This is a genomic window from Methylobacillus arboreus (genome assembly GCF_020532725.1).
Classification (GTDB): Bacteria; Pseudomonadota; Gammaproteobacteria; order Burkholderiales; family Methylophilaceae; genus Methylobacillus; species Methylobacillus arboreus.
This window is the reverse complement of record NZ_JAJAVC010000011.1, coordinates 512,206-537,459: the sequence shown is the minus strand read 5'-3', so window position 1 is coordinate 537,459 and position 25,254 is coordinate 512,206. Positions and strand designations below refer to the sequence as shown.

The window sequence follows — 25,254 nt, the reverse complement described above, 5'->3', positions numbered from 1 at the left end:
GCGGCTATGGCTGACTCTGCTGATCAAGCTCTATGCTGGTGTCAAAGCCAAACAGCTTGCCCACCCAGATAAAAACCACCCAGACCAGCACACCGAACGGCAGGTAGCCAAAGAAGCCCAGGAGAGGCATTTCGGCAAAGATATGGATCACGTTCACATACGGGATGTTGTAGATCCAGTAGTTGGGATTGGTGGCAAGCTCCGGCATGGGATGCGCACTACCGTAATTCCATACTTCCCAGAAAAAGCCGTTGAACAGGGATGCCAGCGCCACCAGCAGCAAGGGCGTCCAGTTGCCTTGCGCCAGTGCGGTGAAAGGGCTCCAGATATTCAGGCGGATCAGGATGCCGGACACGACAGCGAGCGGGCCTATCCATACCACCCAGAACAAAGGGTAAGGCAGGAAGGTCATGAGGAAGATCAGGGCAAAACCGCCCAGGATCAGTAACCAGGCCGGCAGTGCCAGTTTAGGCCCCTGGCTGTAGCGTGTTGCCAGTTTCGGACAGGTCTTGAGCAGGGTGTACCACTCGAAGATCGCCGGCCACACGGTGGTGTAGGCAATCAGGAACAGCGCCACGACTAGGCCATGGGAAAGGCCGGGAATGTGGGTATTGGGGTAATACCAGTTGCCCAGAACGAAATAGTCATAGTACTCAAAGAACAGCCAGCCGAATACCGAGACTAGCGCACTAAGAACAAAGGTTTTGGGCTTGCTCGAGAGCAGTGATACGCCATTGTTGCGCCTGTAGGTCAGGCCGTCCAGCACCAGGATAAAGCCCCACCACATTGGGCTGAACGCGTAATAGACCAGGTCGCCGAATGGCGTTACGCGCGCCCACATCAGCCACCAGAAGAATACGGTCAACACCGCCCCTATCCAGAACCAGGCAGGGAACGGGCGCTTGCTGGGCTGAGGAGCAGGCGCCGCCGTCTTGAAACCGAACCAGCTCGGGAACAGCAGAAAAACGCCAAAGGCAAGCTCAACCAGCGCGATCACGACAAACACCGTGGGATTTAACCCTGGCATGGGCTGGTCATAATCTGGGGGAAACACGCCGAAACCCGGCGGCAAGTGTGTATCAGGATAGGCAAACCATGCAGCAATCAACGGCAAGACCAGGCACAAGAGCACCGGCCACAGCAAAGGCCATTTCTTCATTTCATCCCCTTATTCAATCAAATTGATGTTGTGGTTTTTCTCGGGTACTGCAAAACACCGCGCTGTCGCTCACGTTTGTGGGCGTACATGCGGGTGTCGGCCAGGTACTTCAACACATTACCGTCCTGGCTTTCCATGGCATGGGCAATGCCATAACTCATGCCTGAAAACTCGAAGCCTTGCGTATGCAAGGCCCGCATTGCCGACTGCAAGCGTGCCTCCAGCAGTTGCACATGTCCCTGCGGGCTGGTAATGGCAAACTCATCGCCGCCAATCCGGTGCAATATGCCCACATCCCGGATAGCATCATGCACTGCGCGCGCAAATCCGCACAGGAGTTCATCCCCGCGCTTATGGCCAAAATTGTCGTTATAGTATTTAAGCCCGTCGATATCAATAAAGACCAGCACGCCTTCGGGTGGCAGCATGTCCAACTCCTGATCCAGCGCATAGCGGTTGGGCAGCCCGGTGAGGGCATCGGTATGCGCGATCTGCAAGTGGTGCTGCGATAGGGTCAGGGCATACTCTTTCTCATTGTGCAGCAAGGCGAACTGCCGGGCCAATACCAGGGCCAGCAGCACCATTTCCACCGTCACCGCCAGCATGCCGAAATGCTCGATATAAAATGTCTGCGAGCCATGCACTTGGGTATTGGTAATGGAGTAAGAGCCAATGAGGAAAAAAGCCAGTATCGCCACCAAGTAATACTTGGCGATCAGGTTGCCGCGCCATGCCTTGATACTGCCGGCAACAAGGCCATAGAGCATAATCAGGCCCACCCCGTAACGGTCAAATTCCAGCGACCAGTTAGGCAAGATCAGCGCTGCGGGTATGAACAGCAGCAGTACAACCAATATCCAGCGCCCCAGTTGATAGAGTTTGGAGGTTGGGTATCTGCGCATATCCAGCAGGTAGATCACGAAGAACACGTAAGCGATATTGGAGAACAGGATGGGATAGCTGATCAGGTAGAACCAATGCATGCCGGCAAGATCAGGCAAGATCAGCAAGGCGGTACCGTTATAGAACAGGTTGCCGAAAATGAACAAGGCATACATGTAATCCGTGACCTGCTTGCGCACAAAACCCAGGGCGGCGTAATAGATCATAAGGATCAGCATGGCGCCATAGCAGATCAATACCATGGCGTTGCTGGCCTTGATTGACTGCTGGTATTCCTGCGCAGTGGTGATATAGGGTTCGGGATGGGCAAGGAAGAACGGAGAATTCAGCTCGCTTACCAGTTCATAGCGCCCGGCTGGCAACGCCAGATCGCGACCGTGGCGCAGCATATATGGGTTGACGATGCGAGACTGGATGCCGCCTTCCAGGGTTGCGACTTCATTTCCGGCTGCATCATACACATGGTGCGTAAATCGGCCGATGACGCTTGAATTGCTGAAATCCAGCACATAACGCCCATCCTCGGGCAGATCGAACGCAGCCTTGTAGACAAAGTGGCCGCCAGTGCTGGCAGGACGCGTGACAGGATGGAGCCCAGCGTCTCCGCGCAAGTCGCCAGCCATGACAGGCTCGTCGGCAAGTTGGTACCACTTGCCACCGGTAGCCAAGGGCTCGGCCTGCGCAAAAACCACATGCAGCGCCAGCACGCACATCAATAACCAGCGCATGTGCCTAGCGGCGGCCAAACCACGGGCAAGCATATGTCCACCACCGATGACAGTCATGATGTTCCATGCCAGCAGCACCTATTGACAGGATGAAAGGCGAGCAACATCCTCGCAGCCGCATATGACGGTTGCTGCTGGTATCGGCTGACATCGCGGTCTCAACTTTCATGGCTGAGCATTCTACCCTGCAATCAATTGACTACTAACACTTTTAGTATCGACATACTGGCGCTGAACATGAAGGCGAAAAACCAGCCCACACACCTCCTGCGGCCGGTATATCCAATATTTGATAACACAGGAATCAGGTTGAGACCTTGATGGCATATCGACTCTTCCGCAACACCACCCTCCCCTATCTCATGCCTGATCCTTGACAGCAGGCTGCCAACGACGCAATGTCAGCGCATTAGTCACGACGCTGACCGAACTCAATGCCATCGCCGCACCTGCAACCACCGGGTTCAACAAACCTAAGGCCGCCAGCGGAATTCCCACCAGGTTGTAGATAAACGCCCAGAACAAATTCTGCCTGATCTTGCTGTAGGTCCGGCGCGAGATTTCTATCGTATCGGCCACCAGCACCGGGCCGGACCGCATCAAGGTTACCGCGGAAGTATGCATGGCCACATCCGTGCCGCTGGACATGGCAAAGCCGATATCGGCCGCAGCCAGGGCCGGCGCGTCATTAATCCCATCCCCTATCATGGCGACTACCCTGCCTTGCTCGCGCAACCCGGCAATGACCTGCGCCTTGGTTTCGGGCAGTTGCCCGGCATGCAACTCATCCAGGCCCAACTGCTGACCGATGCGCTGGGCGCTGGCCAGCGTGTCTCCCGTCAACAATAACACTTTGATATCCAGAGCATGCAATTTTTGTACCGCCTGACGCGCATCAGGCTTGAGTTCGTCGCCAAACGACATCACGCCGAGCAACTCCGGCCGCCCGTCTGCATCTTCCGCCGCCAGCCAGGACACGGTATGGCCGTTATTCAACATGGCCTCTGCATCGCCCTGCAGGCCTTCTACAAGCAAGCCGACGTCTTGCATGGCGCGCTGGTTTCCGAGCCATACCCGGCACCCGTCCACCTTCGCCGTCAGGCCTCGGCCCGGCAACACCATAGCCTCAGTTGCCACGCTGAAAGCAATCCCCCGGCTTTGCACATAATCGAGCACGGCAGTAGCCAAGGGGTGGTGGCTGCCACTTTCCAGTGCAGCAGCAAGCCCCAGCAGACGATCCTCATTTCCCAGGGTTGCAAGCACATTGATAAGCCGCGGCTTACCTACCGTCAAGGTGCCGGTCTTGTCGAAAGCCACCATCGTGATACGGTGCGCCAATTCCAGCGCATCAGCATCCTTGATCAGGATGCCGTGACGCGCCGCCACTCCGGTGCCAGCCATGATAGCCGTAGGCGTCGCCAGCCCAAGCGCGCAAGGGCAGGCAATTACCAGCACAGCCACTGCATTGAGCACGGCCTTCTCCCAATTGCCGTCATGCCATACCCAGCCGGCGAAAGTCAACGCGGCAATCACCAGCACCACAGGCACAAACACGGCACTTACCTTGTCCACCAGCCGCTGGATGCCCGGCTTGGCAGCCTGGGCATCCTCCACCATGCGGATGATATGCGACAAGGTAGTCTCAGCGCCTATCGCCGTCGTTTCCACTAACAACACGCCATCCAGGTTCACAGCCCCGCCAGTCACCTTGTCATCAGAAGCTTTCTTGACCGGCACGCTTTCACCAGTCAGCATGGCTTCGTCAAGGTGACTGCTGCCCTCACGTATCAGGCCATCCACCGGCACACGCTCACCCGGGCGTATGACCACCTGATCGCCCACTATGACACTTTCCAGCGGCACGTCCTGCTCCTTGCCGTCACGGCGGATGCGCGCAGTATCTGGCCGCAATGCCTGCAAGGCGCGAATGGCCTCGGTGGTCTGGCGCTTGGCGCGGCTTTCCAGCCACTTGCCGAGCAACACCAGCGTGATCACGGCACTGCTTGCCTCAAAATACAAATGCGGGGATTGCTGCCAGAGCAAATAAATGGAGAGCCCATAAGCCGCGGAGGTGCCGATCGCCACCAGTAAATCCATATTGCCCGAGAGATTGACCGCAGCCTTCCAGCCCGCGCGGTAGAATCGCGCGCCCAGCCAGAACTGCACCGGCGTGGCGAGCAGCCATTGCAACCATCCCGGCAGCATCCAGTGCTGCCCGAACAGCATGCTTGCCATCGGCAATACCAGGGGCAAGGTCAACAATGCAGCCACCACGACCTTCCAGCCATCCTGGGCAGGCTCGGCCAGTCTTGAGGGAGCATCAGGCCTGATCAGACTGGCCTGGTATCCCAGCTTGGCCACAGCCTGTACTACTTGTTGCTCCAGGCCTGTACCATAAGCCTCCACGTGTGCTTTTTCGGTCACAAGATTGACATTGGCAAGTTGCACGCCGGACAGTTTGTTTAAGGATTTTTCTATGCGTCCGGCACATGAGGCACAGGTCATGCCGGTAATGGCGAAATCCAGTTTTTCTAATGGTGCTTGCTTTAACATGGCAAAAATGCCCCCATCAATATCTTATCTAAACAGCCTGAACCCTCCCATCATGGCAGGCTCATACTGCATCTTTCAAACACCCGATAAGGAACTATCCCCGTGCATACCTTCAAAGTAAACGACATGAGCTGCAATCATTGTGTGCAATCCATTACAAAGGCCGCGTTTGCAATTGATCCGCAAGCCGTCGTCAATGTAGATTTGGCGGCCAAGACGGTGAGCATAGAAAGCAGTACCGATGCAGCCGCATTCCGCCATGCCATCAGCGAGGCAGGTTATACGCCGGAATAGTTACTTTGCTTAATGCCCTTCATGGCCCCCAGGCTTCCTGATATGGACCTCGTGTCCATTCCCGGCATCTTCAGGCGCCCTGGTGACTGGGGCATCGCTGCTCCCGACTTCGTGGGCCACGCTGCCTGGAGGGTGCCGGTAATCCCCTGGATCGCTGTAATCTCCCGGCTTCAAACCCGCCCGCACCTTGACTGTCGTAAACATACCGCCCATGTGCATATCACCGAACTGGCCTTTGCCGCTCATCATCGGCAAGGTGTTTTCTGGCAATGGCATGGACATCTCGCCCATTTCCGCCATCCCGCTCTCGCCCATGGGCATGTAATTCGGCAATAGCTGGGTGATCTTGTCCACCAGCCCCTGCTGTTCCACGCCTATCATGGTCGGCACCTGGTGGCCCATGGCATTCATGGTGTGATGGCTCTTGTGGCAATGGAACGCCCAGTCGCCCGGCGCATCGGCGATAAACTCGACTGCGCGCATTTGCCCGACGGCAATATCCGCAGTGACTTCCGGCCAGCGTGCCGCAGGTGGCACCCATCCTCCATCCGTACCCGTTATAACAAACTCATGTCCGTGCAGGTGTATGGGATGGTTGGTCATGCTGAGGTTGCCGACACGGATACGCACCCTTTCGTTCTGTCCTGCCACCATGGGGGCAATCCCTGGGAACACCCGACTGTTGAAGGTCCACAGATTGTGTTCCAGCATGGTGGCAACCTTGGGCGTGTAACTGCCGGGGTCGATGTCGTAGGCATTGATAAGGAAGACATAGTCGCGATCCACGCGCATGAAGTCGGAATTCCTGGGGTGGGTCACCCAGAACCCCATCATGCCCATCGCCATTTGCACCATTTCATCCGCATGCGGGTGGTACATGAACGTGCCCGCACGCTTGGCCTCGACCTCATAGACAAAGGTCTTGCCACTCGGGATCGCAGGCTGGGTCAGGCCGCTCACTCCGTCCATGCCGTTGGGCAGGCGCTGCCCGTGCCAATGCACGCTCGTTGCCTCGGGCAAGCGGTTTGTCACGTAAATACGCACGCGGTCCCCCTCTACCACTTCTATTGTCGGCCCTGGGCTCTGCCCGTTGTAGCCCCACAGATGCGCCTGCATACCGGGCGCAATTTCGCGCACTACTGGCTCCGCCACCAGGTGGAATTCCTTGACGCCGTCCCGCATGCGCCATGGCAGGCTCCAGCCGTTCAGGGTCACGACCGGATGATAAAGCCGGCCATTGGCAGGCATAGGCGGTGCCTGGGTCTCGGCATGCTCCGCACTGACGATTTCCGGCAAGGCAGCCATCGCCACCTTGCTGACCGTGCCCGCGGCAACAGCTGCCGCACCCAGCCTGAAAAAATCCCGGCGATTCAACATCAATCTCCCCTTCCATAGCTATCCAACTCGGCCACGGGCCCCAGGGTCGCCATGGTCAATGTGGCTTCAGCCAGCCAGAAATCGCGCACGGCACTAATGTATTGATTGACGCTGTTGACCTGCATGCGGGCATCGGCCAGCAACTCGAAGGCGCTCAGCAGCATGCCGTTGTAGCGCAACTGGTTCTCTTGCAGGATGCGCTTGCGCAAAGGCACGATCTCATCCTGGAAATGGCGCGCCACTTCATAGCGCACACGGTAGCGTGCATAGGCTGCGCGTATTTCAGATTCCGCATCCACAGTTGCCTGGGCAGTACGTTCCAGTGCCTGTGTGTAGATCGCCTCGGCACGCTTTACGCGTGCACCGCCCCAATCAAACAAGGGCAACTCAAACCCCAGCGTAATGCCCTTTTTATAAGCCTCGCTGCGGCGGCCTTCCAGGACACGGGCCGGCCCGATGTCCAGCACATTGATCAGACGTGTTGTCTTGCTCAGGCCGAGCTGCTTCGCGAGTGCATCCACCTCGACACGCATCGCCTGCAAGTCCAGCCTTTGCGTAAAAGCCTGCTGCTGTACCTGCAACAAGTCATTCTCCTGCGATGGCAGGTCGGGCAAACGCTGCGGCAGGCTGAAGTGCTGGCTATCGGCCAGGCCCAGCACGCGGGAAAGCCGCTCGCGCGTCACTATCTGGTATTCACGTGCGGCAGCATATTCAAGCGCAGCATCCGCATAAAAACTTTGCTCGCGTGCCTGGTCGAGCTTGTTCCAGTTGCCCTGCCGGTTCATGCGCCGCGCCAGCTCCGCCGCGGCTTCCGCAGCCTGCATGACCTGTGCGGCATACAGCGCAGACTGCTCCGCCGCAACCGCCTGAACCCAGGCCTGACGTGCTGTCTGCGCAAGCGCGAGCACCCGCAGGCTGACATCGCGCTTGGTTTGTTCAAAACGGCGCTGCTCAATTGCCTTGGCTTGCGGCATGGTCAACAGCGAAAACACATTGAAGGTGAATGCCTGTTCTATCTTATATTCGCCATCACGACGCGCATACAGCATGGAAAAGCGCGGGTTGGGCAACCGGCCCGCCTGCACCAGGTCGGCCTCGGCAATGCCCAGCTCCGCAAAACTGGCCTGCAGCCCGCGGTTGTTGAGCAAGGCCATTTGCACTGCATCATCAATGCCCAAAGGCTGGCCCAGTAACTCCTCGGTTCGCGCTTGCATAGGCATACCTTCACGCTGCCATGCAATATCCTGCTTAAGGTGACGGCCAGCAATGCTACGCACATCCTCAAAACCACCATCCCGGCTGAAGCTGGCACAACCGCCAAGCATGCCTGCAACTATTGCCAGGCCCAGCAGGCTTGGCCTGAAAACCAATCTGGCCATGATTTACTCCTTGTTGACATGCCCATGTGTGGCATGGTCATGCTGCATGTGCTCATGATGCCCTTCATGCTGAGGCATATCATGGGCACCATGGTCATGGCTCACGCCATGGCCGGCATGCGGATCAGGCTGCGCTGTGGCGTTGCCATGGTCGAACTTGTGGTAGTGGTTGAGCACAGGCTCGTGACCCAAAGTGGTATTGCCTTTAACATCAGGCTCTGCTGCCAGGACAGGCAGAACAAGGCATAGGGAGAAAAAGGCTGAAATAATAATGCTGAATCGCATAATGCTCTCCGTTCATGATTTATTTGGCTTGCATAGCGCAAACGGCCAAGACGAGCGGCGCAAGACCGCAAGGAAATCAAACGGAAAGCGGAATCGGCGGGCGTTGCAATTGCGCCAGGGCGGGCGGGTAATAAATGACAATGCTGGCACTCGCCAATTGATGGTGAGGCAGATAAGGCGAAACTACCTTGAAAGCAAGAGGCAACACGCTGAAGCACGACAGGCAATCATGGCAATTCTTGCAGCTATCGGCCTGCTGGGCAGCTTGGGCATCATGCTGCATATCCCCAGGCATGGCATGGTGCTGATGCACATCAGCCTGCGTGCCAGCCTGGAAGGCTGGCAAATGCAGGCTGGCGCTGGCCGACACCGTATCCGCCAGGAATATGGTCAGCAACAGCATAATAATGACGCGGTAAAAACGCATAGGTGCAACATAGCACAACTGCGACAGGCGGCAAAGCGCCTTCGCACTATGCTAAGCTAGGCGGCTGGAGCATCTGGAATGCAATCTTGCCCTTCACTTTCACCCCTTCAAAGCATATGGCATGAGTCATAGATACTATCGCCTGCCCGGCGGCCTGGTGCGCGCATTGCAGGCGGATACGCCTTTCCCGCCTTTGGAAGATGCCTTGCAGGAGCCAAACGGCTTGATCGCCGTTGGCGGGGAACTGAGCGCGGCACGCCTGCTCAGCGCTTACAGCCGGGGCATATTTCCCTGGTTCAGTGCAGGCGAGCCAGTCTTATGGTGGAGCCCCGACCCGCGCATGGTGTTGTTCCCGGAAGAACTGAAGATATCCAGGTCGTTGGCCAAGCGGATGCGGCGCCAGGATTATGAAATCCGCTTCAATTCAGCTTTTACCGAGGTGATTGCCGCCTGCGCGAATACCCGGCGCGAAGGCCAGGACGGCACCTGGATCACCGATGACATCGTGCAGGGCTATAGCGAACTGCACCGCCTGGGTTATGCCCATAGCGCGGAGACCTGGATCGACGGCAAACTGGCGGGAGGCCTGTATGGCGTTGGCCTGGGACACATGTTTTACGGCGAGTCCATGTTCCACCACGTCACGGATGCCTCCAAGCTGGCCTTCGTGCACATGGTGCAACGCCTCAAGGCCCAGAACTGCGGCATGATAGATTGCCAGATGAAGACCCCGCACCTGGCATCGCTCGGCGCCAGGGAAATTCCGCGGATAGATTTTTCACAACGGCTGCATGAATTGGTACACTACCCTTCATGACCTTGCCCGGCGAACAGCATCTGCAAAAAATCCAGTTCTACGCAACCACTGCGTATTCCTGCGGCTATCTTGCCGACCAGCCGGCGCAGTCGCTGATCGCCACACCCCACCATTTAATTGATGCCCACGCCTATAGCGGCCTGATCCAGCTCGGCTTCCGCCGTAGCGGCAAATTCGCCTACCGTCCGCACTGCGAAACCTGCCACGCCTGCATTCCAGTTCGCCTGCCGGTGGCCGAGTTCCAGCCCAAACGCAGCCAGCGCCGCGCCTGGAAACAACACCAGAACCTATCCGTGGTATTGATGGAGTTGACTTTCTCGGAAGAACATTTCGCGCTTTATTCCGCTTACCAGGTAGCGCGGCATGAAGGTGGCTCCGGCGATCCGGAAACCGCCGAGCAATACCGCAACTTTCTCGTGCAAAGCAATGTGGAAAGCCTGATGGTCGAGTTCCGAGAGAATGGCGTACTTAAAATAGTGAGCGTGATTGATATCGTGCACGACGGCGTTTCTGCGGTCTATACGTTTTATGACGCGGCAGACCAGCATGCGAGCTACGGCACCTACAACATCATGTGGCTGCTGGACTGGTGCAAAAACCTCAACCTGCCCTACCTCTACCTTGGCTACTGGATCAAGGAAAGCCGCAAAATGGCCTACAAGCAGAACTTCCTGCCGCAAGAAGGCTTGATTGATGGTGAATGGCGCCCGATTCACACTGAAGAAGCAGACAAACAAAAATAACTGTGCTGTTTTGGTGAACTAAACCCGGTGTCAGCTTTCTGAAGAATACTCCTTGTCATCTCCCGCAACCGGCGCTTTGTGTTTCTCTGCCTTCACACAAAGCGCCGCGTTTGCTTTTCGTGACCCCAGCCGATCATGGCTGGCATGTTACAATTGCGCTTTTAACTTTGCGCCCTCGAATTCCATCTTGAAAAAACTGCTCGTTTTCGGCGTTGGCCTGATTGGCGGGTCGCTTGCACTTGCGCTCAAAGCCGCACAAACTGGCTGGCATGTGACCGGTATCGGCCGTACAGGCGATAGCCTGCAAGAAGCACTGGCGCTGGGCATTATTGATGAAGCCGCAAGCGACCTGGCAGCCGCGCTCAAGGATGCGGACATTGTCATGATCGCAACGCCAGTCGCTCAGATTGCACCTATTCTGCAGCGCATTGCCCCTTACCTCGAAGACAAGACCGTCATTACCGATGCAGGCAGCACTAAAGCCGATATCGCTGAGCAAGCACAAAATATCCTTGGCAAGGCTGCATCGCGCTTTGTGCCTGGCCACCCGATTGCGGGCGCGGAGAAAAGCGGCCCAGCCGCTGCACAAGCCAACCTCTACCAAAACAGGAATGTGGTACTCACGCCAGGGGAACAGACTGACCCAGCTGCCCTCAATGCAGTGCGCGAATTGTGGCTGAGCACCGGTGCTATTGTGCGTGAAATGAGCGCCAGCAGCCACGACACGATCTTTGCAGCAGTGAGCCATCTGCCGCACCTGCTCGCATTTGCCCTTGTAGACGAATTGGCTGCGCGCCCAGACGCAAACCAGTTCTTTGAATTTGCCGCCAGCGGATTTCGCGACTTCACACGTATCGCGGGCAGCTCCCCGGAAATGTGGCGTGACATCAGCCTTGCCAACCGCACCGCCCTGCTGCAGGAGCTGGATCACTACCAGGCCGCCCTTTCCGGTTTGCGCGAAATCCTGGAACAAGGTGACAGCACAGGGTTGCAGGCTTTGTTTGAACGAGCCAGCCACGCCCGCAACGACTGGGCACGGCAGCAAGCATCCGCGTCGTGGAAAAACTGAATATGGAAACCCTGACCCTGCCTGCCGTACGGCACGCCCATGGCACCGTCAAGCTACCCGGCTCAAAAAGCATCTCCAACCGTACCCTGTTGCTCGCCGCCCTTGCTCAAGGCAGCACCGACATTCATGAATTGCTGGCATCCGACGATACGCAGCGCATGCTGGAAGCCTTGCAGGCACTTGGCGTTGAATTGCAGCAAACCGGCCCCCGCCAATGGCAAGTGCAAGGCACCGGCGGCCAGTTCCCGGTCAGGGAGGCCAAGCTGTTTCTGGGTAATGCCGGCACCGCCTTCCGGCCGTTGACCGCCGCACTAGCCTTGTCACAAGGCGACTACGAGCTCTCAGGCGTTGCGCGCATGCATGAGCGTCCCATCGGCGACCTCGTAGATGCACTCAATGCTGCGGGTGCCGCAATCGAGTATCTAGGCAACCCGGGCTTTCCACCACTGCATATCCGGCCAGGCCAGCTTGATACACAAAACCCTATCCAGGTGCGCGGTAATGTCTCAAGCCAGTTTCTTACCGCAATATTGATGGCACTCCCGCTCACGGGCCAGGAAGCACGGATTGAAGTGGTGGGCAAACTGATCTCCAAGCCGTATATCGAAATCACCCTCAACCTCATGGAGAAGTTCGGGATCAAGGTCTTGCGTGACGGATGGAGCAACTTCACCATTCCTGCACGCAGCATTTACCAAAGTCCTGGCCGCGTACATGTCGAGGGCGATGCCTCTTCCGCCTCCTATTTTCTTGCCTCAGGCGCAATTGGACACGGCCCGGTGAGGGTGGAAGGCGTTGGCCGTAACAGCATTCAAGGCGATGTGCGCTTTGTCGAAGCACTGGAATTGATGGGAGCCGCAGTAACGACCGGAGACAACTGGATAGAGGTCAGTACGCTGCCTGGCAAGCTCAAGGCGCTGGATCTTGATTGTAACCATATCCCGGATGCCGCCATGACGCTTGCCATCCTGGCCCTGTTTGCCGATGGCCCCAGCACCTTGCGCAATATTGCCAGCTGGCGCGTCAAGGAAACCGACCGGCTCGCTGCAATGGCTACAGAGTTAAGGAAAGTCGGCGCTGTTATTGAAGAAGGCAGCGACTATTTGTACATCACGCCTCCCGCCCATCTGACGCCCAATGCCAGTATCGACACCTATGACGATCACCGCATGGCCATGTGCTTCTCGCTGGTAGCGCTAGGAGGCGTGCCTGTAGTCATCAACGACCCGAACTGCGTCGCCAAAACCTTCCCGGATTACTTTGACCGTTTTGCCACGCTGGTGCATCCATAAAGCACCTATTCAAATCTTTAAATGATCGATATGCCAGACTCCACCATTCCCGTGATTGCCATTGACGGCCCCTCTGCATCAGGCAAGGGCACTGTCGCCCAGCGCGTAGCCCGGGAACTGGGCTACCACTACCTTGACTCCGGTGCGATCTACCGTATTGCCGCCCTGGCCGCGCTCAAGCGCGGAATCAGCTGGCAGGACGAGACCACCCTGGCTGAAATGGCAGCACATCTCAATATCCGCTTCTCCGCTGCTGATATTTATCTGGATAACGAAGCCATCACCGAGGCAGTGCGTACTGAAGAGATCAGCCGCGGCGCATCAGAAGTTGCGGTTCATCCTGCACTGCGCCAAGCGTTGCTCAACCTGCAGCAATCCTTCCGCAAGGCACCTGGCCTGGTGGCAGATGGGCGCGATATGGCAACCGTGGTATTCCCGGATGCGCAGACCAAGATATTCCTCACGGCAAGCGCCGAGGTCAGGGCCAAGAGACGCTATAAACAGTTGATGGAAAAAGGAAACCATGCTAATCTCGCGGACATCTTGCAGGATTTGCAAACCCGCGATGCAAGGGATAGTCAAAGATCCGTTGCACCATTGCAAAAAAGCGAGGATGCCAAGCTACTGGAAACCAGCCAGCTTAGCATAGAGCAGGCAGTCAAGGCAGTGCTTGACCACAGCCGCGCCCCTACTAAAGATTAAGTTTGTTTTTTGTAGTACGAGCACCGTGAACTCCACCGGTTCATGGTTTTTTTAATTTAACCCCGCTGCACGGCGGGATTATCTGGATATTTTTATTAATGGCTAACCTTTCAACCACAACCTCCTCCGCGGAAAGCTTTGCAGCCCTGTTCGAGGAAAGCCTGGCCCGCCAGGAAATGCGCTCCGGTGAAGTGATCACCGCTGAAGTTGTCTCTGTCGATGACGACTTTGTTATTGTCAATGCCGGCCTGAAGTCGGAAAGCGTAATCCTCGCTTCCGAGTTCCGCAATGACCGCGGCGAACTCGAAGTGAATGTAGGAGACTTTGTCAAAGTCTGCATCGAATCCCTGGAAGATGGTTATGGTTCTACCAAGCTTTCACGCGAGAAGGCCAAGCGCCTCGCAGCATGGCAAGACCTGGAAGAAGCAATGAACGAATCCCGTATCATCAAGGGCATGGTCAATGGCCGTGTCAAGGGTGGTCTGACCGTGATGGTCAACAGCATCCGCGCCTTCCTGCCAGGTTCACTGGTTGACCTGCGCCCAGTGAAGGACACTACTCCGTTCGAAAACAAGGAATGGGACTTCAAGGTCATCAAGCTTGACCGCAAGCGTAACAACGTTGTGGTTTCCCGCCGTGCCGTCCTGGAAGAAACCATGGGCGCTGATCGCGAAGCCTTGCTTGAGTCCTTGAAAGAAGGCGCAGTGGTCAAGGGTATCGTCAAGAACATTACCGACTACGGTGCATTCGTTGACCTGGGCGGCATTGATGGCCTGCTGCACATCACCGACCTGGCATGGCGCCGCGTCAAGCACCCATCCGAAGTGCTGACCGTTGGTGAAGAAGTTGAAGCTAAGATCCTCAAGTTCGATCAAGAAAAGAACCGCGTTTCCCTGGGCATCAAGCAACTGGGCGACGATCCATGGGTTGCTCTGGGCCGCCGTTACCCTGTCGGCACCCGCCTGTTCGGCAAGGTGACCAACCTCACCGACTACGGCGCATTCGTTGAAATCGAGCCAGGCATTGAAGGCCTGGTACACGTTTCCGAAATGGACTGGACCAACAAGAACGTACACCCTGCCAAGATCGCCCAACTAGGCGACGAAGTAGAAGTCATGATCCTGGAAATCGACGAAGACCGTCGCCGCCTGTCCCTGGGCATGAAGCAATGCCAGGCCAACCCATGGGATGACTTTGCAGCTTCCCACAAGAAGGGTGACAAGGTCAGCGGCCAGATCAAGTCCATCACTGACTTCGGCGTATTCATCGGTTTGCCTGGCGGCATCGACGGCCTGGTTCACCTGTCCGACCTGTCCTGGAACCAGACTGGCGAAGAAGCGATCCGCAACTTCAAGAAGGGTGACGAACTCGAAGCCGTGGTGCTCAGCATCGACGTTGAGAAAGAGCGTATCTCCTTGGGCGTCAAGCAGCTCGACAGCGATCCGTTCAGCGCCTACGCTGCATTGAATGACAAGGGTGCTATCGTCAAGGGTACCGTCAAGTCCATCGAAGCCAAGGGCGCAGTGATTACCCTGGAAAACGAAGTGGAAGGTTACCTGCGCGCTTCCGAAGTTTCCCGTGACAAGGTGGAAGACATCTCTACCGTACTCAAGGAAGGCGAAGAAATCGAAGCCCGCATCACCAATATCGACCGCAAGAACCGCTCCATTACCCTGTCCATCAAGGCGAAGGATCTTGCAGACGAAGCTGATGCACTGCAAAAATTCAGCAATGATGCCGGCTCTGCTGGCACCACCAACCTTGGTGCATTGCTGAAAGCCAAACTTGACGGCAAAAACAACGAGTAAGGTCGTAGCGTCATGACCAAATCGGAGTTGATTGCCAACCTGGCTGCGCGCTTTCCGCAACTGGTCGTCAAGGATGCAGAACTTTCCGTCAAGGCCATTCTTGACTCCATGACGGATAATCTTGCTTCTGGTGAACGCATTGAAATCCGTGGTTTCGGTAGCTTCAGTCTGAACTACCGCCCACCACGCTTAGGCCGCAATCCCAAGACTGGCGAAAAAGTGCAGGTACCTGAGAAATATGTGCCGCACTTCAAGGCAGGCAAGGAATTGCGTGAGCGCGTAGACGTTAGTAGCGATAAGTCCAGCTGACTATAAGTTAGGCTAGAAAAAGCGGCAGTATCTTCATGATACTGCCGCTTTTTTATCTTTTTGCATCAAATCCTGCACGCTTTTGGCGGGGCTTGGGTAAAATCATAGTATGCGTACCTTATACATGATACTCGGTGTTCTACTGTTCATCCTGTTGCTGGGCTTTGCCTTCAAAAATTCAGAGCCTGTAGAACTTGCCTATTACCTCGGCTACTCCTGGAGGGCACCGCTTTCCCTGATGCTGCTCATTACCTTTTTCAGCGGCATCATTGCAGGCATTATCGCTTGCCTGGGTTCGCTGATCAGCCAGCGCCGCAAACTGCTTGCACTGGAAAAGGAAATCAAGAACCTCAAGATAACCAATAACCAGTCAAACAAATAACAAGCATGCGCCTTGTTGCTTCATCCCTAGTAGAACCCCTGCCAACTTAATGTCAGGTCTGGAAATCAATCATGGAATTTGAATACTGGTGGCTACTCGCCCTACCCCTCTTTTTTACACTCGGCTGGCTCGCAGCACGCGTGGACATCAACCAGTTGCTGACAGAATCGACTGCCCTGCCGGCAGCATACTTCAAGGGCCTCAATTTCCTCATCAGCGACCAGCATGACAAGGCGATTGAAGCATTTATCGAAGCGGTACAAGCCAATGCTGACTCCATGGAGCTGCATTTTGCCCTAGGCAGCCTGTTCCGTCGCCGTGGCGAGGTAGACCGCGCCATCCACTTGCACCTCAGCCTGTTGGAACGCAAGGAATTGCCTGACCAGCAAAAACAGGCTGTCATGGCCGAGCTTGCACAGGACTATCTCAAAGCCGGATTATTTGACCGTGCAGAAGAACTCTTTACCTCTCTGCATGACAGCCGCTACAAGCAAACAGCCCTGCGCGCGCTGCTGGAAATCTATATTCGTGAGCGTGAATGGAACAACGCCATCAAGAGTGCGATAGAACTGGAGCGGCTTTCAGGCATCTCCTTCCGCAAGGAAGTGGCGCAATTCCATTGCGAAATTGCTATGAAGGCCATCCTGGAACATGATGCCCACAGCGCACGCCATGCGTTGGACATGGCCATTGAGGCCGACAAGCGCTGCGTGCGCGCCAACATCATGCTGGGGGATCTTGAAGCCGGCACCGGCAACCATAAACAGGCCATTTCATTCTGGAAGCGCGTGGAGTACCAGCAACCGGAATATCTTGGCCTGGTCGCCCCCAAACTGCTCAACAGCTACAAGGCGCTGGGGAAACTCGATGAAGGCATTGCGACTCTCAAAGGCTACCTGCAATCCTACAAACTCGCCTCCATCCTCAACCTGGTGTATGAAACCACCTTGAGCGAGGAAGGTGCTGCCAGTGCGGAACAACTCGCCCGCGAAGAATTGCAACGCAAGCCCAGCCTGCAGACCCTCGACCAGTTCCTGCGCGCGCAATCCATGCTGGAAGTCGGCAACCAGCAGGATGCCCTGCTGATGCAACAGACCGTGCGCTACGCCATTGGCAACCGCAGCGCGCATTATTGCGACCAGTGCGGCTTCCGCGCACGCAACTTCCACTGGCAATGTCCGGCCTGCAACGCCTGGGAATCCCTCTCACCTGAAAGCAAAGAATCCGCTGTATGAATGACCCCAAGATCATCGTCGCCCTTGATTATGCCGATGCCACCAGCGCTTTGGCACTGGCACAGCAGCTCGATCCCACCCTTTGCCGGGTCAAGGTAGGCAAGGAACTCTTTACTACTGCCGGGCCGCAGCTAGTCGAGCAATTGGTAGAGAGAGGTTTTGGCGTATTCCTGGACCTCAAGTTCCACGATATTCCCAATACCGTTGCCAAGGCTTGTGAAGCTGCAAGTAGGCTGGGAGTATGGATGCTGAACGTCCATGCATCCGGTGGCAGCCAAATGATGGAGGCGGCCCGTGAAGGCGTTACCCGTAGCGGCCACTCTCCGCTGCTGATTGCCGTCACCGTGCTGACCAGCATGGACCAAGCCGGCCTGGAACAGCTCGGTATCAATGCCCCGATTGAGCAGCACGTACTTCGCCTCGCCACCCTGGCGCAGCGAGCAGGCCTTGACGGTGTGGTTTGCTCTGCCCAGGAAGCGCCAGTGTTGAGAAAAACACTGGGCAATGGCTTCTACCTGGTTACCCCTGGCATTCGCCCGGCCAATGCCGATCTCGACGATCAATCCCGTGTGGTCACCCCTGCGGATGCCCTTGCCCTGGGCTCCAATTACCTGGTGATCGGCCGTCCCATCACCAAAGCAGCCAATCCGCTTGCAGCCCTGCAGCACATTCAGGAATTTATCCTTGAAAAATAAGGAAAATAGCTTACAGAAAAACTATCCCATCCTCCAATAGCTCATGCTCAGCATGAGGAATATGATGGTCCGACCTGGGAACAACAGGGAGTTCTACCACACTATTTAAGGAGACCATCATGAAGAAATCATTATTGCTTGCAGTCCTGATCTCACTTGGGTTGACATTCAATGCCATGGCAGCAATTGACCTTAATTCAGCCTCAGTCACCGAACTGGAATCCGTCAAGGGCATAGGACCGGCAAAAGCCCAGGCGATTGTTGACTACCGAAAGGCCAATGGCGCGTTCAAGTCAGTGGACGACTTGGGTAACGTTAAGGGGTTTGGCAAGAAAAGCGTAGATAGTTTGCGTAGCGAACTCACCGCAGGCAAGCCTCCAAAAGCAGAGAAAACTGCGGCCAAGGCTGACAAGAAATAAGACATGCGTTCACGTTTCATAAAAACAAAGCCCCTATCCAGGGGCTTTGTTTTTGATGGTTACTTACTTAACCTGCATGCCGGGCTGCGCCCCGCTGTCAGGAGATAGGATAAAAGGCCCGCCCCGCTCGTCGCTGGCAGCCAGCACCATGCCCTCGGACAGGCCGAACTTCATTTTGCGCGGTGCGAGGTTGACCACCATCACAGTCAACCGACCCTTAAGGCTTTCAGGATCATAGGCTGACTTGATACCGGCAAACACCTGGCGCGGCTTTTCCTCGCCAATATCGAGGGTCAGCCTGAGCAGCTTCTCCGCGCCTTCCACATGCTCGGCATTGGCGATGCGAGCAATGCGCAGGTCTACCTTGGCAAAGTCATCAATTGAGATATAGCCGGTTTCTTCCGCTATGGCATCCTGAGACTGCTTTTGCGGCTGGCTTGCCGCTTGAGGTTGCATGGACTCCTTGTTGGCTTCCACCATGGCTTCCACCAGCTTGGGGTCAATACGGGTAATCAGGTGCTGATATGCCTGAATCTCGTGCCCGGCAGGCAATGGACGATCAATATCGCCCCAAGTCAGCGGGCTGATATTGAGGAACGTCTCGATGGACTGCGCCAGTTGGGGCAATATAGGCTTGAGATACAAGGTCAGCAAACGGAACGCTTCCAGTGAAACCGAGCATACTTCATGCAGTGCCGCACTTTTTTCCGGCTGCTTTGCAATTTCCCACGGCGCATTTTCCGCCACATAGGCATTGGCCTTGTCAGCCAGCGCCATGATATCGCGCAAGGCTCGCGCGGTATCACGATTATGGAAACTGTCGCGGATACTATCGGCTGCACTGCGCAACTCCGCAATCACAGCGTTGTTCTCCACTGCAGCCAGTTTTCCGTCAAAACGCTTGGCAATGAACCCAGCGGTACGGCTGGCAATATTGATGTATTTCCCCACTAGGTCGCTATTCACGCGCGCGACAAAATCCTCAAGATTGAGGTCGATATCCTCCATGGTGCCGTTTAGCTTGGCAGCATAGTAATAGCGCAGATATTCAGGATTCTTCACATGGTCAAGATAGCTGCGCGCGGTGATGAAAGTGCCGCGCGACTTGGACATTTTTTCGCCATTGACGGTAAGGAAACCATGGGCAAATATCTGCGTTGGCTGGCGATAACCTGAGAATTTCAATGTTGCCGGCCAGAACAGCGCATGGAAGTAAAGGATGTCCTTGCCGATGAAGTGATAAAGCTCGGCCTGGCTGTCCGCTTTCCAGTATTCGCCGAAATCCAAACCTTCTCGCGTCGCCAGGTTCTTGAAACTCGCCATGTAGCCGATAGGCGCATCCAGCCAGACATAGAAATACTTGCCCGGCGCGTCGGGAATCTCGAAGCCGAAATAAGGCGCGTCGCGCGAAATATCCCAGTCCGAAAGTCCTGAAGCGAACCACTCGCCCATTTTGTTGGCGGCTTCCGGCTGCAGTGTGCCGGAGCGCGTCCATTCCCTGAGGAAGTTCTCGCATTCACTCAGCTTGAAGAAGTAATGCTCGGTTTCCTTGCGCACCGGTGGCGCGCCGGATACGGCTGAATATGGCTCAATCAATTCGGTGGGGCTGTAAGTGGTCCCGCAAGATTCACAGGAATCGCCATATTGGTCCTTGGCATGACACTTCGGGCACTCGCCCTTGATGAAACGGTCGGGCAGGAACATCTGCTTCACCGGGTCAAAATATTGCTCGATCGTGCGTATCGCGATCTTGCCGTTGGACTTGAGTTCTCGGTAAATACGGCTGGAAAGCTCGCGGTTCTCCTCGGAGTTGGTGGAATAGTAATTGTCAAAAGTCACGAGAAAATCGCTGAAATCGGCATAGTGCTCAGCATGAACACGGTTGATCAGTTCTTCCGGTGTGATGCCTTCTTTCTCTGCACGCAGCATGATAGGCGTGCCGTGCGTATCATCGGCACAGACATAATGCACGGTATGCCCTTGCATCTTCTGGAAACGCACCCAGACATCGCTCTGCACATATTCCACCATATGGCCGAGGTGGATGCTGCCATTGGCATACGGCAAGGCGGAAGTGACAAGGATTTTGCGTGGCGCGTTCGAGGACGTATTTCCGGACATAGTGAAAATGATGGGCAACAAGATAATCCTGCATTCTAGCAAACTGCCACGGTTTCACATAAGCAATCCGCATGCGCTAGAATGCCCTTTCCAAGAATCTTGCAGGAAAGCTCCTCATGCCACTTACCGAATCTCAGGTGCAGGATACGCTCCGGGCCGTTATCGATCCCAATACCGGTAAGGATTTTGTCAGCAGCAAGTCCGTCCGCCACATCGCAATCAATGGCAGCCATGTCTCTGTCGACATCGTGCTTGATTACCCGGCACAGAGTATCGTCAGCGAGATCAGGGCATTGGCGGAACAGGCAGTGAAAACCCTGCCGGATGTTGGCAATGTCACGGTCGGCGTCACCAGCCGCATTGTCTCGCACAAAGTGCAGCGAGGCGTGCAACTGCTCCCCAACGTCAAAAACATCATTGCAGTCGCCTCTGGCAAAGGTGGCGTAGGCAAGTCCACCACCGCCGTGAACCTGGCATTGGCACTGGCAGCAGAAGGCGCGCGCGTCGGTATTCTTGATGCAGACATCTACGGCCCCTCGCAGCCACAAATGCTGGGCCTGAGCGGCAAGCCTGAGAGCATTGACGGCAAAAGCATGGAACCGCTGGAACACTACGGCGTCCAGGCCATGTCCATCGGCTTCCTGATCGACGTGGATACTCCCATGGTCTGGCGCGGCCCCATGGTAGTGGGTGCCCTGGAGCAATTATTGCGCGACACCCGCTGGAAGGATCTTGATTATCTCGTGGTTGACCTGCCGCCCGGCACCGGCGACATCCAGCTCACACTAGCGCAAAAAGTGCCGGTGACAGGCGCTATCATCGTCACCACACCACAGGACATCGCCCTGCTGGATGCCCGCAAGGGGCTTAAAATGTTCGAGAAGGTCGGCATTCCCATCCTAGGCATCGTGGAAAACATGAGCACGCATATCTGCTCGCAATGCGGGCATGAGGAACATATCTTCGGTGCAGGTGGGGCTGCCAAAATGTGTGCCGACTACAACACGGAACTACTGGGCAGCCTGCCGCTGGATATCCGTATCCGCGAAGAAACCGACGGCGGCAAACCCACTGTTGTCGCCGACCCGGCTGGGCAGATTGCAGGCATTTACAAAACGATCGCCCGCCGGGCAGCCGTCAAACTTGCAGGCCTGAGTCAGGACTACAGCAGCAAGTTCCCGAACATCGTGATACAAAGCTCCTGATAATCAAAAGCCCACGATTGCCGTGGGCTTTTGATTTAGATATTCACGCCGAATATATAAATATCCACGCCGTTTCTGGGCTTGATCAGGCTAGCAGGGATGGCCTCGCCGCGGCGCCAGCTATCTACCGCTTCCTGCTTGCCGGCGCCAGTCACAAAAAATATCACCTCCCGCGCATGGCTCAAGCGGCCGGCGCTAATGGAAACCCGTTCCGGTGGCGGTTTGGGCGCGTCGAACACCGACACGGCTGGCTGGTTGTCATCCCAGCTGTGTCCAGGGAACAGGCTAGCAGTATGACCATCCTCGCCCAGCCCCAACAGTACCAGGTCAAACTCACCCGCATCCGCCAGAGTCTGGCTATAAGCTTCTGCGGCTTCTACCGGGCCACGCTCGGCAGGAATATCGTGTATTTGCGCAGAAGGAATCGCCACATGCTTGAGCCAGGCCTCATGCGCCATCAAGCTGTTACGCTCCTCATGCTCGGGCGGCAGGCAACGATCATCGCCGTAATACACGTGCCACTTGCTCCAGTCAGTATCTATCTTGGGCAGCAACTGGTAGATGCTCTTGGGTGTGCTGCCTCCTGCAAGCACGATACTGAACTTTCCATGTCCGGCGATCGCATTGCGGGCTGCTTCTTCTATATACTGGACAGCGCTGCTATACAGCGCCTCTTGTGCCGTGAACACCTGCCATCGGCTCACCTGGTTATTGACCACCAGGGATTGTGTTGTATTTTGCATGATATAAAACCTTCACGTTATAATTGTCTGGCTATACGCTGATCTTAATTATCAACTAAGTTCATCTTACCCCAAAAGTCTTACCCAAAAGGAAGATGGCATTCTCCTCATCAAGGAAAAAATTCAATGAAACTTGCAATAATCGGTCTAGGAAAAATGGGTGGCAACATGGCGCGCCGCCTCCTGAAGCACGGTATCGAAGTCGTCGGCTTTGACTTCAATCAAGATGCAGTGAACCAGATATCCCTGACCAACGGTTTGATTCCAGCCCACTCGGTTGAAGATGCCGTTGCCAAGCTCTCGGGCGAACCCCAGAAGATTGTTTGGATCATGCTGCCTAGCGGTGAAATTACTGAAAACCAGATCAAGGATCTGGCTCCCTTGCTCAGCAAGGGTGACATTATTGTCGATGGTGGCAACTCGAATTACAAGCACAGCCAGCGCCGTGGCGCGTGGCTGGCCGAGCAAGGCATATACTTTATCGACTGCGGTACTTCCGGCGGCATCTGGGGCCTGGACAATGGTTACTGCCTGATGTACGGCGGCGCCAAAGAAGCTGCCGACATCATCGAACCAATTGCCAAGGCGCTCACGCATGAAGACCGCGGCTGGGCACACGTCGGACCCATCGGCTCCGGCCACTTCACCAAGATGATACACAACGGCATTGAATACGGCATGATGCAAGCCTTCGCCGAAGGCCTGGATCTGCTCAAGGGCAAGGAAGAGTTTGGCCTGGACCTGGCACAGATTACCGAGCTCTGGCGTCATGGCTCCGTGGTCCGTAGCTGGCTGCTCGACCTGACAGCAGAAGCGCTGGCGCATGACCAGGAACTGTCATCGATTGAACCGTATGTTGCCGACTCAGGCGAAGGCCGCTGGACTGTCGTGGAAGCCGTGGATCAAGGCGTAGCAGCCCCAGTGCTGACCGTGGCATTGCAAGCACGTTTCAGAAGCCAGGATTCCAAAGGCTATAGCTACAAACTGCTTTCCCTGATGCGTAACGCGTTTGGTGGCCACGCAGTCAAGACCAAGCAATAAACCCAGGCCATGCTTAGGCATGGCCTTTTATGATATCAATCTTTTTTTAGAGAACACTGAATGAAAGTCATAGACCCCTGTACCCTTGTCCTATTTGGCGCCAGCGGCAATCTCTCCCGCATCAAGCTCATGCCTGGCCTGTTCCGTCTTGACCAGGCAGGCCGCTTGCCAGAGAACATGGCAATCCTCTCTGTTGGCCGTGGTCAGGTTTCGCGCGAAGATTGGCTTGCCGACATCAAAGGCATGCTGGATGCCAAATTCCCCAAGGGTTATGACCAGGCAGTGTTCAAACGTTTTATCGAACGTCACCATTACCACGCCAACCCGCCTGATGACCCAACTTCATTCACCCGGCTGAAAGAAACTTTATCAAACGAAGCGGTGTTTCCGCAGAACCTGGCCTATTTCCTCTCGGTTCGCCCCTCCGACTTTGCCACCATTGTCGAGCAACTGGCTGGCGTCGGCCTGACCCAGGAAGACAAGTACTGGCGCCGTGTCGTGGTCGAGAAACCATTTGGCACTGACTTGAAGACCGCGCAGGAACTGCAATCCTCGATCACCAAGCATCTCAAGGAAAGCCAGATCTACCGTATCGACCACTACCTTGGCAAATCCGCACTGCAGAACATCATGCTGCAACGCTTTGCCAATACCATCCTCGAACCTTTGTGGAACAAGAATTACATCGACCACGTGCAAATCACCAACACCGAGCAGCTCGGCGTGGGCGAGCGTACCCAGTTCTATGATGCCACCGGTGCCCTGCGCGACATGATCCAGAGCCATGTGCTGCAGACCCTGGCCCTGACTGCCATGGAACAGCCTGCCTCGCTGAGGTCGGACGATATCCGTGCCGAGAAGATCAAGGTGCTGGAAGCCATTCGTCCTATTCCCGTGAACGAACTGGAAAAGAATGCGTTTCGCGCCCAATACGCTGCTGGCGAAGTCAAGGGCGAAAAAGTCCCTGGCTACCTGGAAGAACTTGGCGACAACAGCAGCGTGGTGGAAACCTACGCCGCACTCAAGCTGTTCATCGACAATCCTCGCTGGCAAGGCGTGCCCTTCTACATCCGCACCGCCAAACGCCTGCATGAGGCCGACACGCGGATTTCCATCCGTTTCAAGAAGGCACCATTGCAACTGGGCAACGGTCAGGACCAGAACTGGCTGATCATCGGCATCCAGCCGCGCGAGAGCATCAAGCTGGAAATCCAGTCCAAGATTCCAGGCCTCGATATCGCAACCCGCACGATCGAGCTTGACGGTGCCAATCGCCAGGAAGGCGATGAAACCATCGACGCCTATGAAGCCCTGCTGCTGAACCTGATGGAAGGCGACAACTCGCTTTACCTGCATATCAGCGAAGTGGAAGCGCAATGGCGCCTGGTCGACCCGGTCATCGAAGCCTGGACCAAGGATCGCAAGCCAGTGTTCCAGTACCCCGCAGGCAGCAGCGACCCGGAAGCATCCAAGGTGATTTTCGAACACGAAGATCAATTCTGGCGCTACAGCATCAAGCTGGGTGGCGACAAGCAATAACTCTTTTTGACAACCCGATCAAAGCGCAG

At 55.8% G+C, this 25,254-nt stretch carries 24 protein-coding genes; 15 read left to right on the top strand and 9 right to left on the bottom strand.

The window, feature by feature from the left end; all coding sequences use genetic code 11:
- Window positions 1–4: 4 nt before the first annotated feature.
- The 3 genes from LG198_RS13515 to LG198_RS13505 all read right to left on the bottom strand — a co-directional run bounded on the left by LG198_RS13515 (window position 5) and on the right by LG198_RS13505 (window position 5,343).
- Window positions 5–1,159 (bottom strand): mechanosensitive ion channel protein MscS, encoded by a 1,155-nt coding sequence (locus LG198_RS13515; protein WP_230343704.1) that lies wholly within the window; start codon window positions 1,157–1,159, stop codon window positions 5–7.
- A 17-nt stretch (window positions 1,160–1,176) separates the two neighbouring features.
- Window positions 1,177–2,847: a sensor domain-containing diguanylate cyclase gene (locus LG198_RS13510; RefSeq protein ID WP_230343703.1), complete on the bottom strand. Its 1,671-nt coding sequence runs from the start codon at window positions 2,845–2,847 to the stop codon at window positions 1,177–1,179.
- 303 nt (window positions 2,848–3,150) lie between these two features.
- Window positions 3,151–5,343, bottom strand: a complete 2,193-nt coding sequence (locus LG198_RS13505; protein WP_230343702.1) for a heavy metal translocating P-type ATPase — start codon at window positions 5,341–5,343, stop codon at window positions 3,151–3,153.
- Window positions 5,344–5,445: 102 nt separating this feature from the next.
- Here LG198_RS13505 and LG198_RS13500 point away from each other — a divergent pair, with 102 nt between their 5' ends.
- Window positions 5,446–5,637 carry a heavy-metal-associated domain-containing protein gene (locus LG198_RS13500; protein ID WP_328485666.1) on the top strand — a complete coding sequence of 64 codons (192 nt, stop codon included), beginning with the start codon at window positions 5,446–5,448 and terminating at the stop codon, window positions 5,635–5,637.
- A gap of 9 nt (window positions 5,638–5,646) precedes the next feature.
- Here the strand turns inward: LG198_RS13500 and LG198_RS13495 are convergent, their stop codons facing one another.
- The 4 genes from LG198_RS13495 to LG198_RS13480 form a co-directional block, all read right to left on the bottom strand.
- Entirely contained in the window at window positions 5,647–7,014 is a 1,368-nt protein-coding gene (locus LG198_RS13495) for a multicopper oxidase family protein (RefSeq protein ID WP_230343700.1), read from the bottom strand.
- Window positions 7,014–8,393, bottom strand: coding sequence for a TolC family protein (locus LG198_RS13490; RefSeq protein ID WP_230343699.1), 1,380 nt, complete (start codon window positions 8,391–8,393; stop codon window positions 7,014–7,016). Before LG198_RS13490 ends, LG198_RS13495 begins: the two co-directional genes overlap by 1 nt.
- 3 nt (window positions 8,394–8,396) lie before the next feature.
- Window positions 8,397–8,678: a hypothetical protein gene (locus tag LG198_RS13485; protein ID WP_230343698.1), complete on the bottom strand. Its 282-nt coding sequence runs from the start codon at window positions 8,676–8,678 to the stop codon at window positions 8,397–8,399.
- A gap of 76 nt (window positions 8,679–8,754) precedes the next feature.
- On the bottom strand, window positions 8,755–9,105 hold the full coding sequence (locus tag LG198_RS13480; protein WP_230343697.1) for a hypothetical protein: 351 nt from the start codon (window positions 9,103–9,105) through the stop codon (window positions 8,755–8,757).
- A gap of 121 nt (window positions 9,106–9,226) precedes the next feature.
- On the opposite strand from LG198_RS13480, the gene aat reads away from it, so the two are divergent.
- The 11 genes from aat (at window position 9,227) to LG198_RS13425 (ending at window position 18,576) form a co-directional block, all read left to right on the top strand.
- Window positions 9,227–9,922, top strand: coding sequence for a leucyl/phenylalanyl-tRNA--protein transferase (gene aat / locus LG198_RS13475; protein ID WP_230343696.1), 696 nt, complete (start codon window positions 9,227–9,229; stop codon window positions 9,920–9,922).
- A complete protein-coding gene (locus tag LG198_RS13470; RefSeq protein ID WP_230343695.1) occupies window positions 9,919–10,665 on the top strand; it encodes an arginyltransferase in 747 nt (248 codons plus the stop codon). The genes aat and LG198_RS13470 overlap by 4 nt, the downstream gene beginning before the upstream one ends.
- A 187-nt stretch (window positions 10,666–10,852) precedes the next feature.
- The gene (locus tag LG198_RS13465; RefSeq protein WP_230343694.1) at window positions 10,853–11,734 is read left to right on the top strand and encodes a prephenate dehydrogenase; all 882 of its coding nucleotides are present in this window, start codon (window positions 10,853–10,855) and stop codon (window positions 11,732–11,734) included.
- Between the two features lie 2 nt (window positions 11,735–11,736).
- On the top strand, window positions 11,737–13,026 hold the full coding sequence (gene aroA, locus LG198_RS13460; protein WP_230343825.1) for a 3-phosphoshikimate 1-carboxyvinyltransferase: 1,290 nt from the start codon (window positions 11,737–11,739) through the stop codon (window positions 13,024–13,026).
- 21 nt (window positions 13,027–13,047) lie between these two features.
- Entirely contained in the window at window positions 13,048–13,728 is a 681-nt protein-coding gene (gene cmk, locus LG198_RS13455; protein ID WP_230343693.1) for a (d)CMP kinase, read from the top strand.
- 98 nt (window positions 13,729–13,826) lie between these two features.
- Window positions 13,827–15,536: a 30S ribosomal protein S1 gene (rpsA, locus tag LG198_RS13450; RefSeq protein WP_230343692.1), complete on the top strand. Its 1,710-nt coding sequence runs from the start codon at window positions 13,827–13,829 to the stop codon at window positions 15,534–15,536.
- Window positions 15,537–15,548: 12 nt separating this feature from the next.
- Window positions 15,549–15,845, top strand: coding sequence for an integration host factor subunit beta (locus tag LG198_RS13445; RefSeq protein WP_230343691.1), 297 nt, complete (start codon window positions 15,549–15,551; stop codon window positions 15,843–15,845).
- 109 nt (window positions 15,846–15,954) lie between these two features.
- Complete coding sequence (locus tag LG198_RS13440; protein ID WP_230343690.1) at window positions 15,955–16,227, top strand: LapA family protein; 273 nt, start codon at window positions 15,955–15,957, stop codon at window positions 16,225–16,227.
- A gap of 71 nt (window positions 16,228–16,298) precedes the next feature.
- The gene (lapB, locus tag LG198_RS13435; protein WP_230343689.1) at window positions 16,299–17,462 is read left to right on the top strand and encodes a lipopolysaccharide assembly protein LapB; all 1,164 of its coding nucleotides are present in this window, start codon (window positions 16,299–16,301) and stop codon (window positions 17,460–17,462) included.
- The gene (gene pyrF / locus LG198_RS13430) at window positions 17,459–18,157 is read left to right on the top strand and encodes an orotidine-5'-phosphate decarboxylase (RefSeq protein ID WP_230343688.1); all 699 of its coding nucleotides are present in this window, start codon (window positions 17,459–17,461) and stop codon (window positions 18,155–18,157) included. The genes lapB and pyrF overlap by 4 nt, the downstream gene beginning before the upstream one ends.
- A 119-nt stretch (window positions 18,158–18,276) precedes the next feature.
- A complete protein-coding gene (locus tag LG198_RS13425) occupies window positions 18,277–18,576 on the top strand; it encodes a ComEA family DNA-binding protein (RefSeq protein ID WP_230343687.1) in 300 nt (99 codons plus the stop codon).
- A gap of 63 nt (window positions 18,577–18,639) precedes the next feature.
- Here the strand turns inward: LG198_RS13425 and metG are convergent, their stop codons facing one another.
- Window positions 18,640–20,697 (bottom strand): methionine--tRNA ligase, encoded by a 2,058-nt coding sequence (gene metG / locus LG198_RS13420; RefSeq protein ID WP_230343824.1) that lies wholly within the window; start codon window positions 20,695–20,697, stop codon window positions 18,640–18,642.
- A 116-nt stretch (window positions 20,698–20,813) separates the two neighbouring features.
- Here metG and apbC point away from each other — a divergent pair, with 116 nt between their 5' ends.
- Window positions 20,814–21,902, top strand: a complete 1,089-nt coding sequence (gene apbC / locus LG198_RS13415) for an iron-sulfur cluster carrier protein ApbC (protein WP_230343686.1) — start codon at window positions 20,814–20,816, stop codon at window positions 21,900–21,902.
- A gap of 35 nt (window positions 21,903–21,937) precedes the next feature.
- On the opposite strand, the gene pgl is transcribed toward apbC, so the two are convergent.
- On the bottom strand, window positions 21,938–22,645 hold the full coding sequence (pgl, locus tag LG198_RS13410) for a 6-phosphogluconolactonase (RefSeq protein ID WP_230343685.1): 708 nt from the start codon (window positions 22,643–22,645) through the stop codon (window positions 21,938–21,940).
- 126 nt (window positions 22,646–22,771) lie between these two features.
- Here pgl and gnd point away from each other — a divergent pair, with 126 nt between their 5' ends.
- Together gnd and zwf are read left to right on the top strand one after the other, a co-directional pair.
- The gene (gene gnd, locus LG198_RS13405; RefSeq protein ID WP_230343684.1) at window positions 22,772–23,686 is read left to right on the top strand and encodes a phosphogluconate dehydrogenase (NAD(+)-dependent, decarboxylating); all 915 of its coding nucleotides are present in this window, start codon (window positions 22,772–22,774) and stop codon (window positions 23,684–23,686) included.
- Window positions 23,687–23,746: 60 nt separating this feature from the next.
- On the top strand, window positions 23,747–25,225 hold the full coding sequence (gene zwf / locus LG198_RS13400; RefSeq protein ID WP_230343683.1) for a glucose-6-phosphate dehydrogenase: 1,479 nt from the start codon (window positions 23,747–23,749) through the stop codon (window positions 25,223–25,225).
- Window positions 25,226–25,254: the final 29 nt, after the last annotated feature.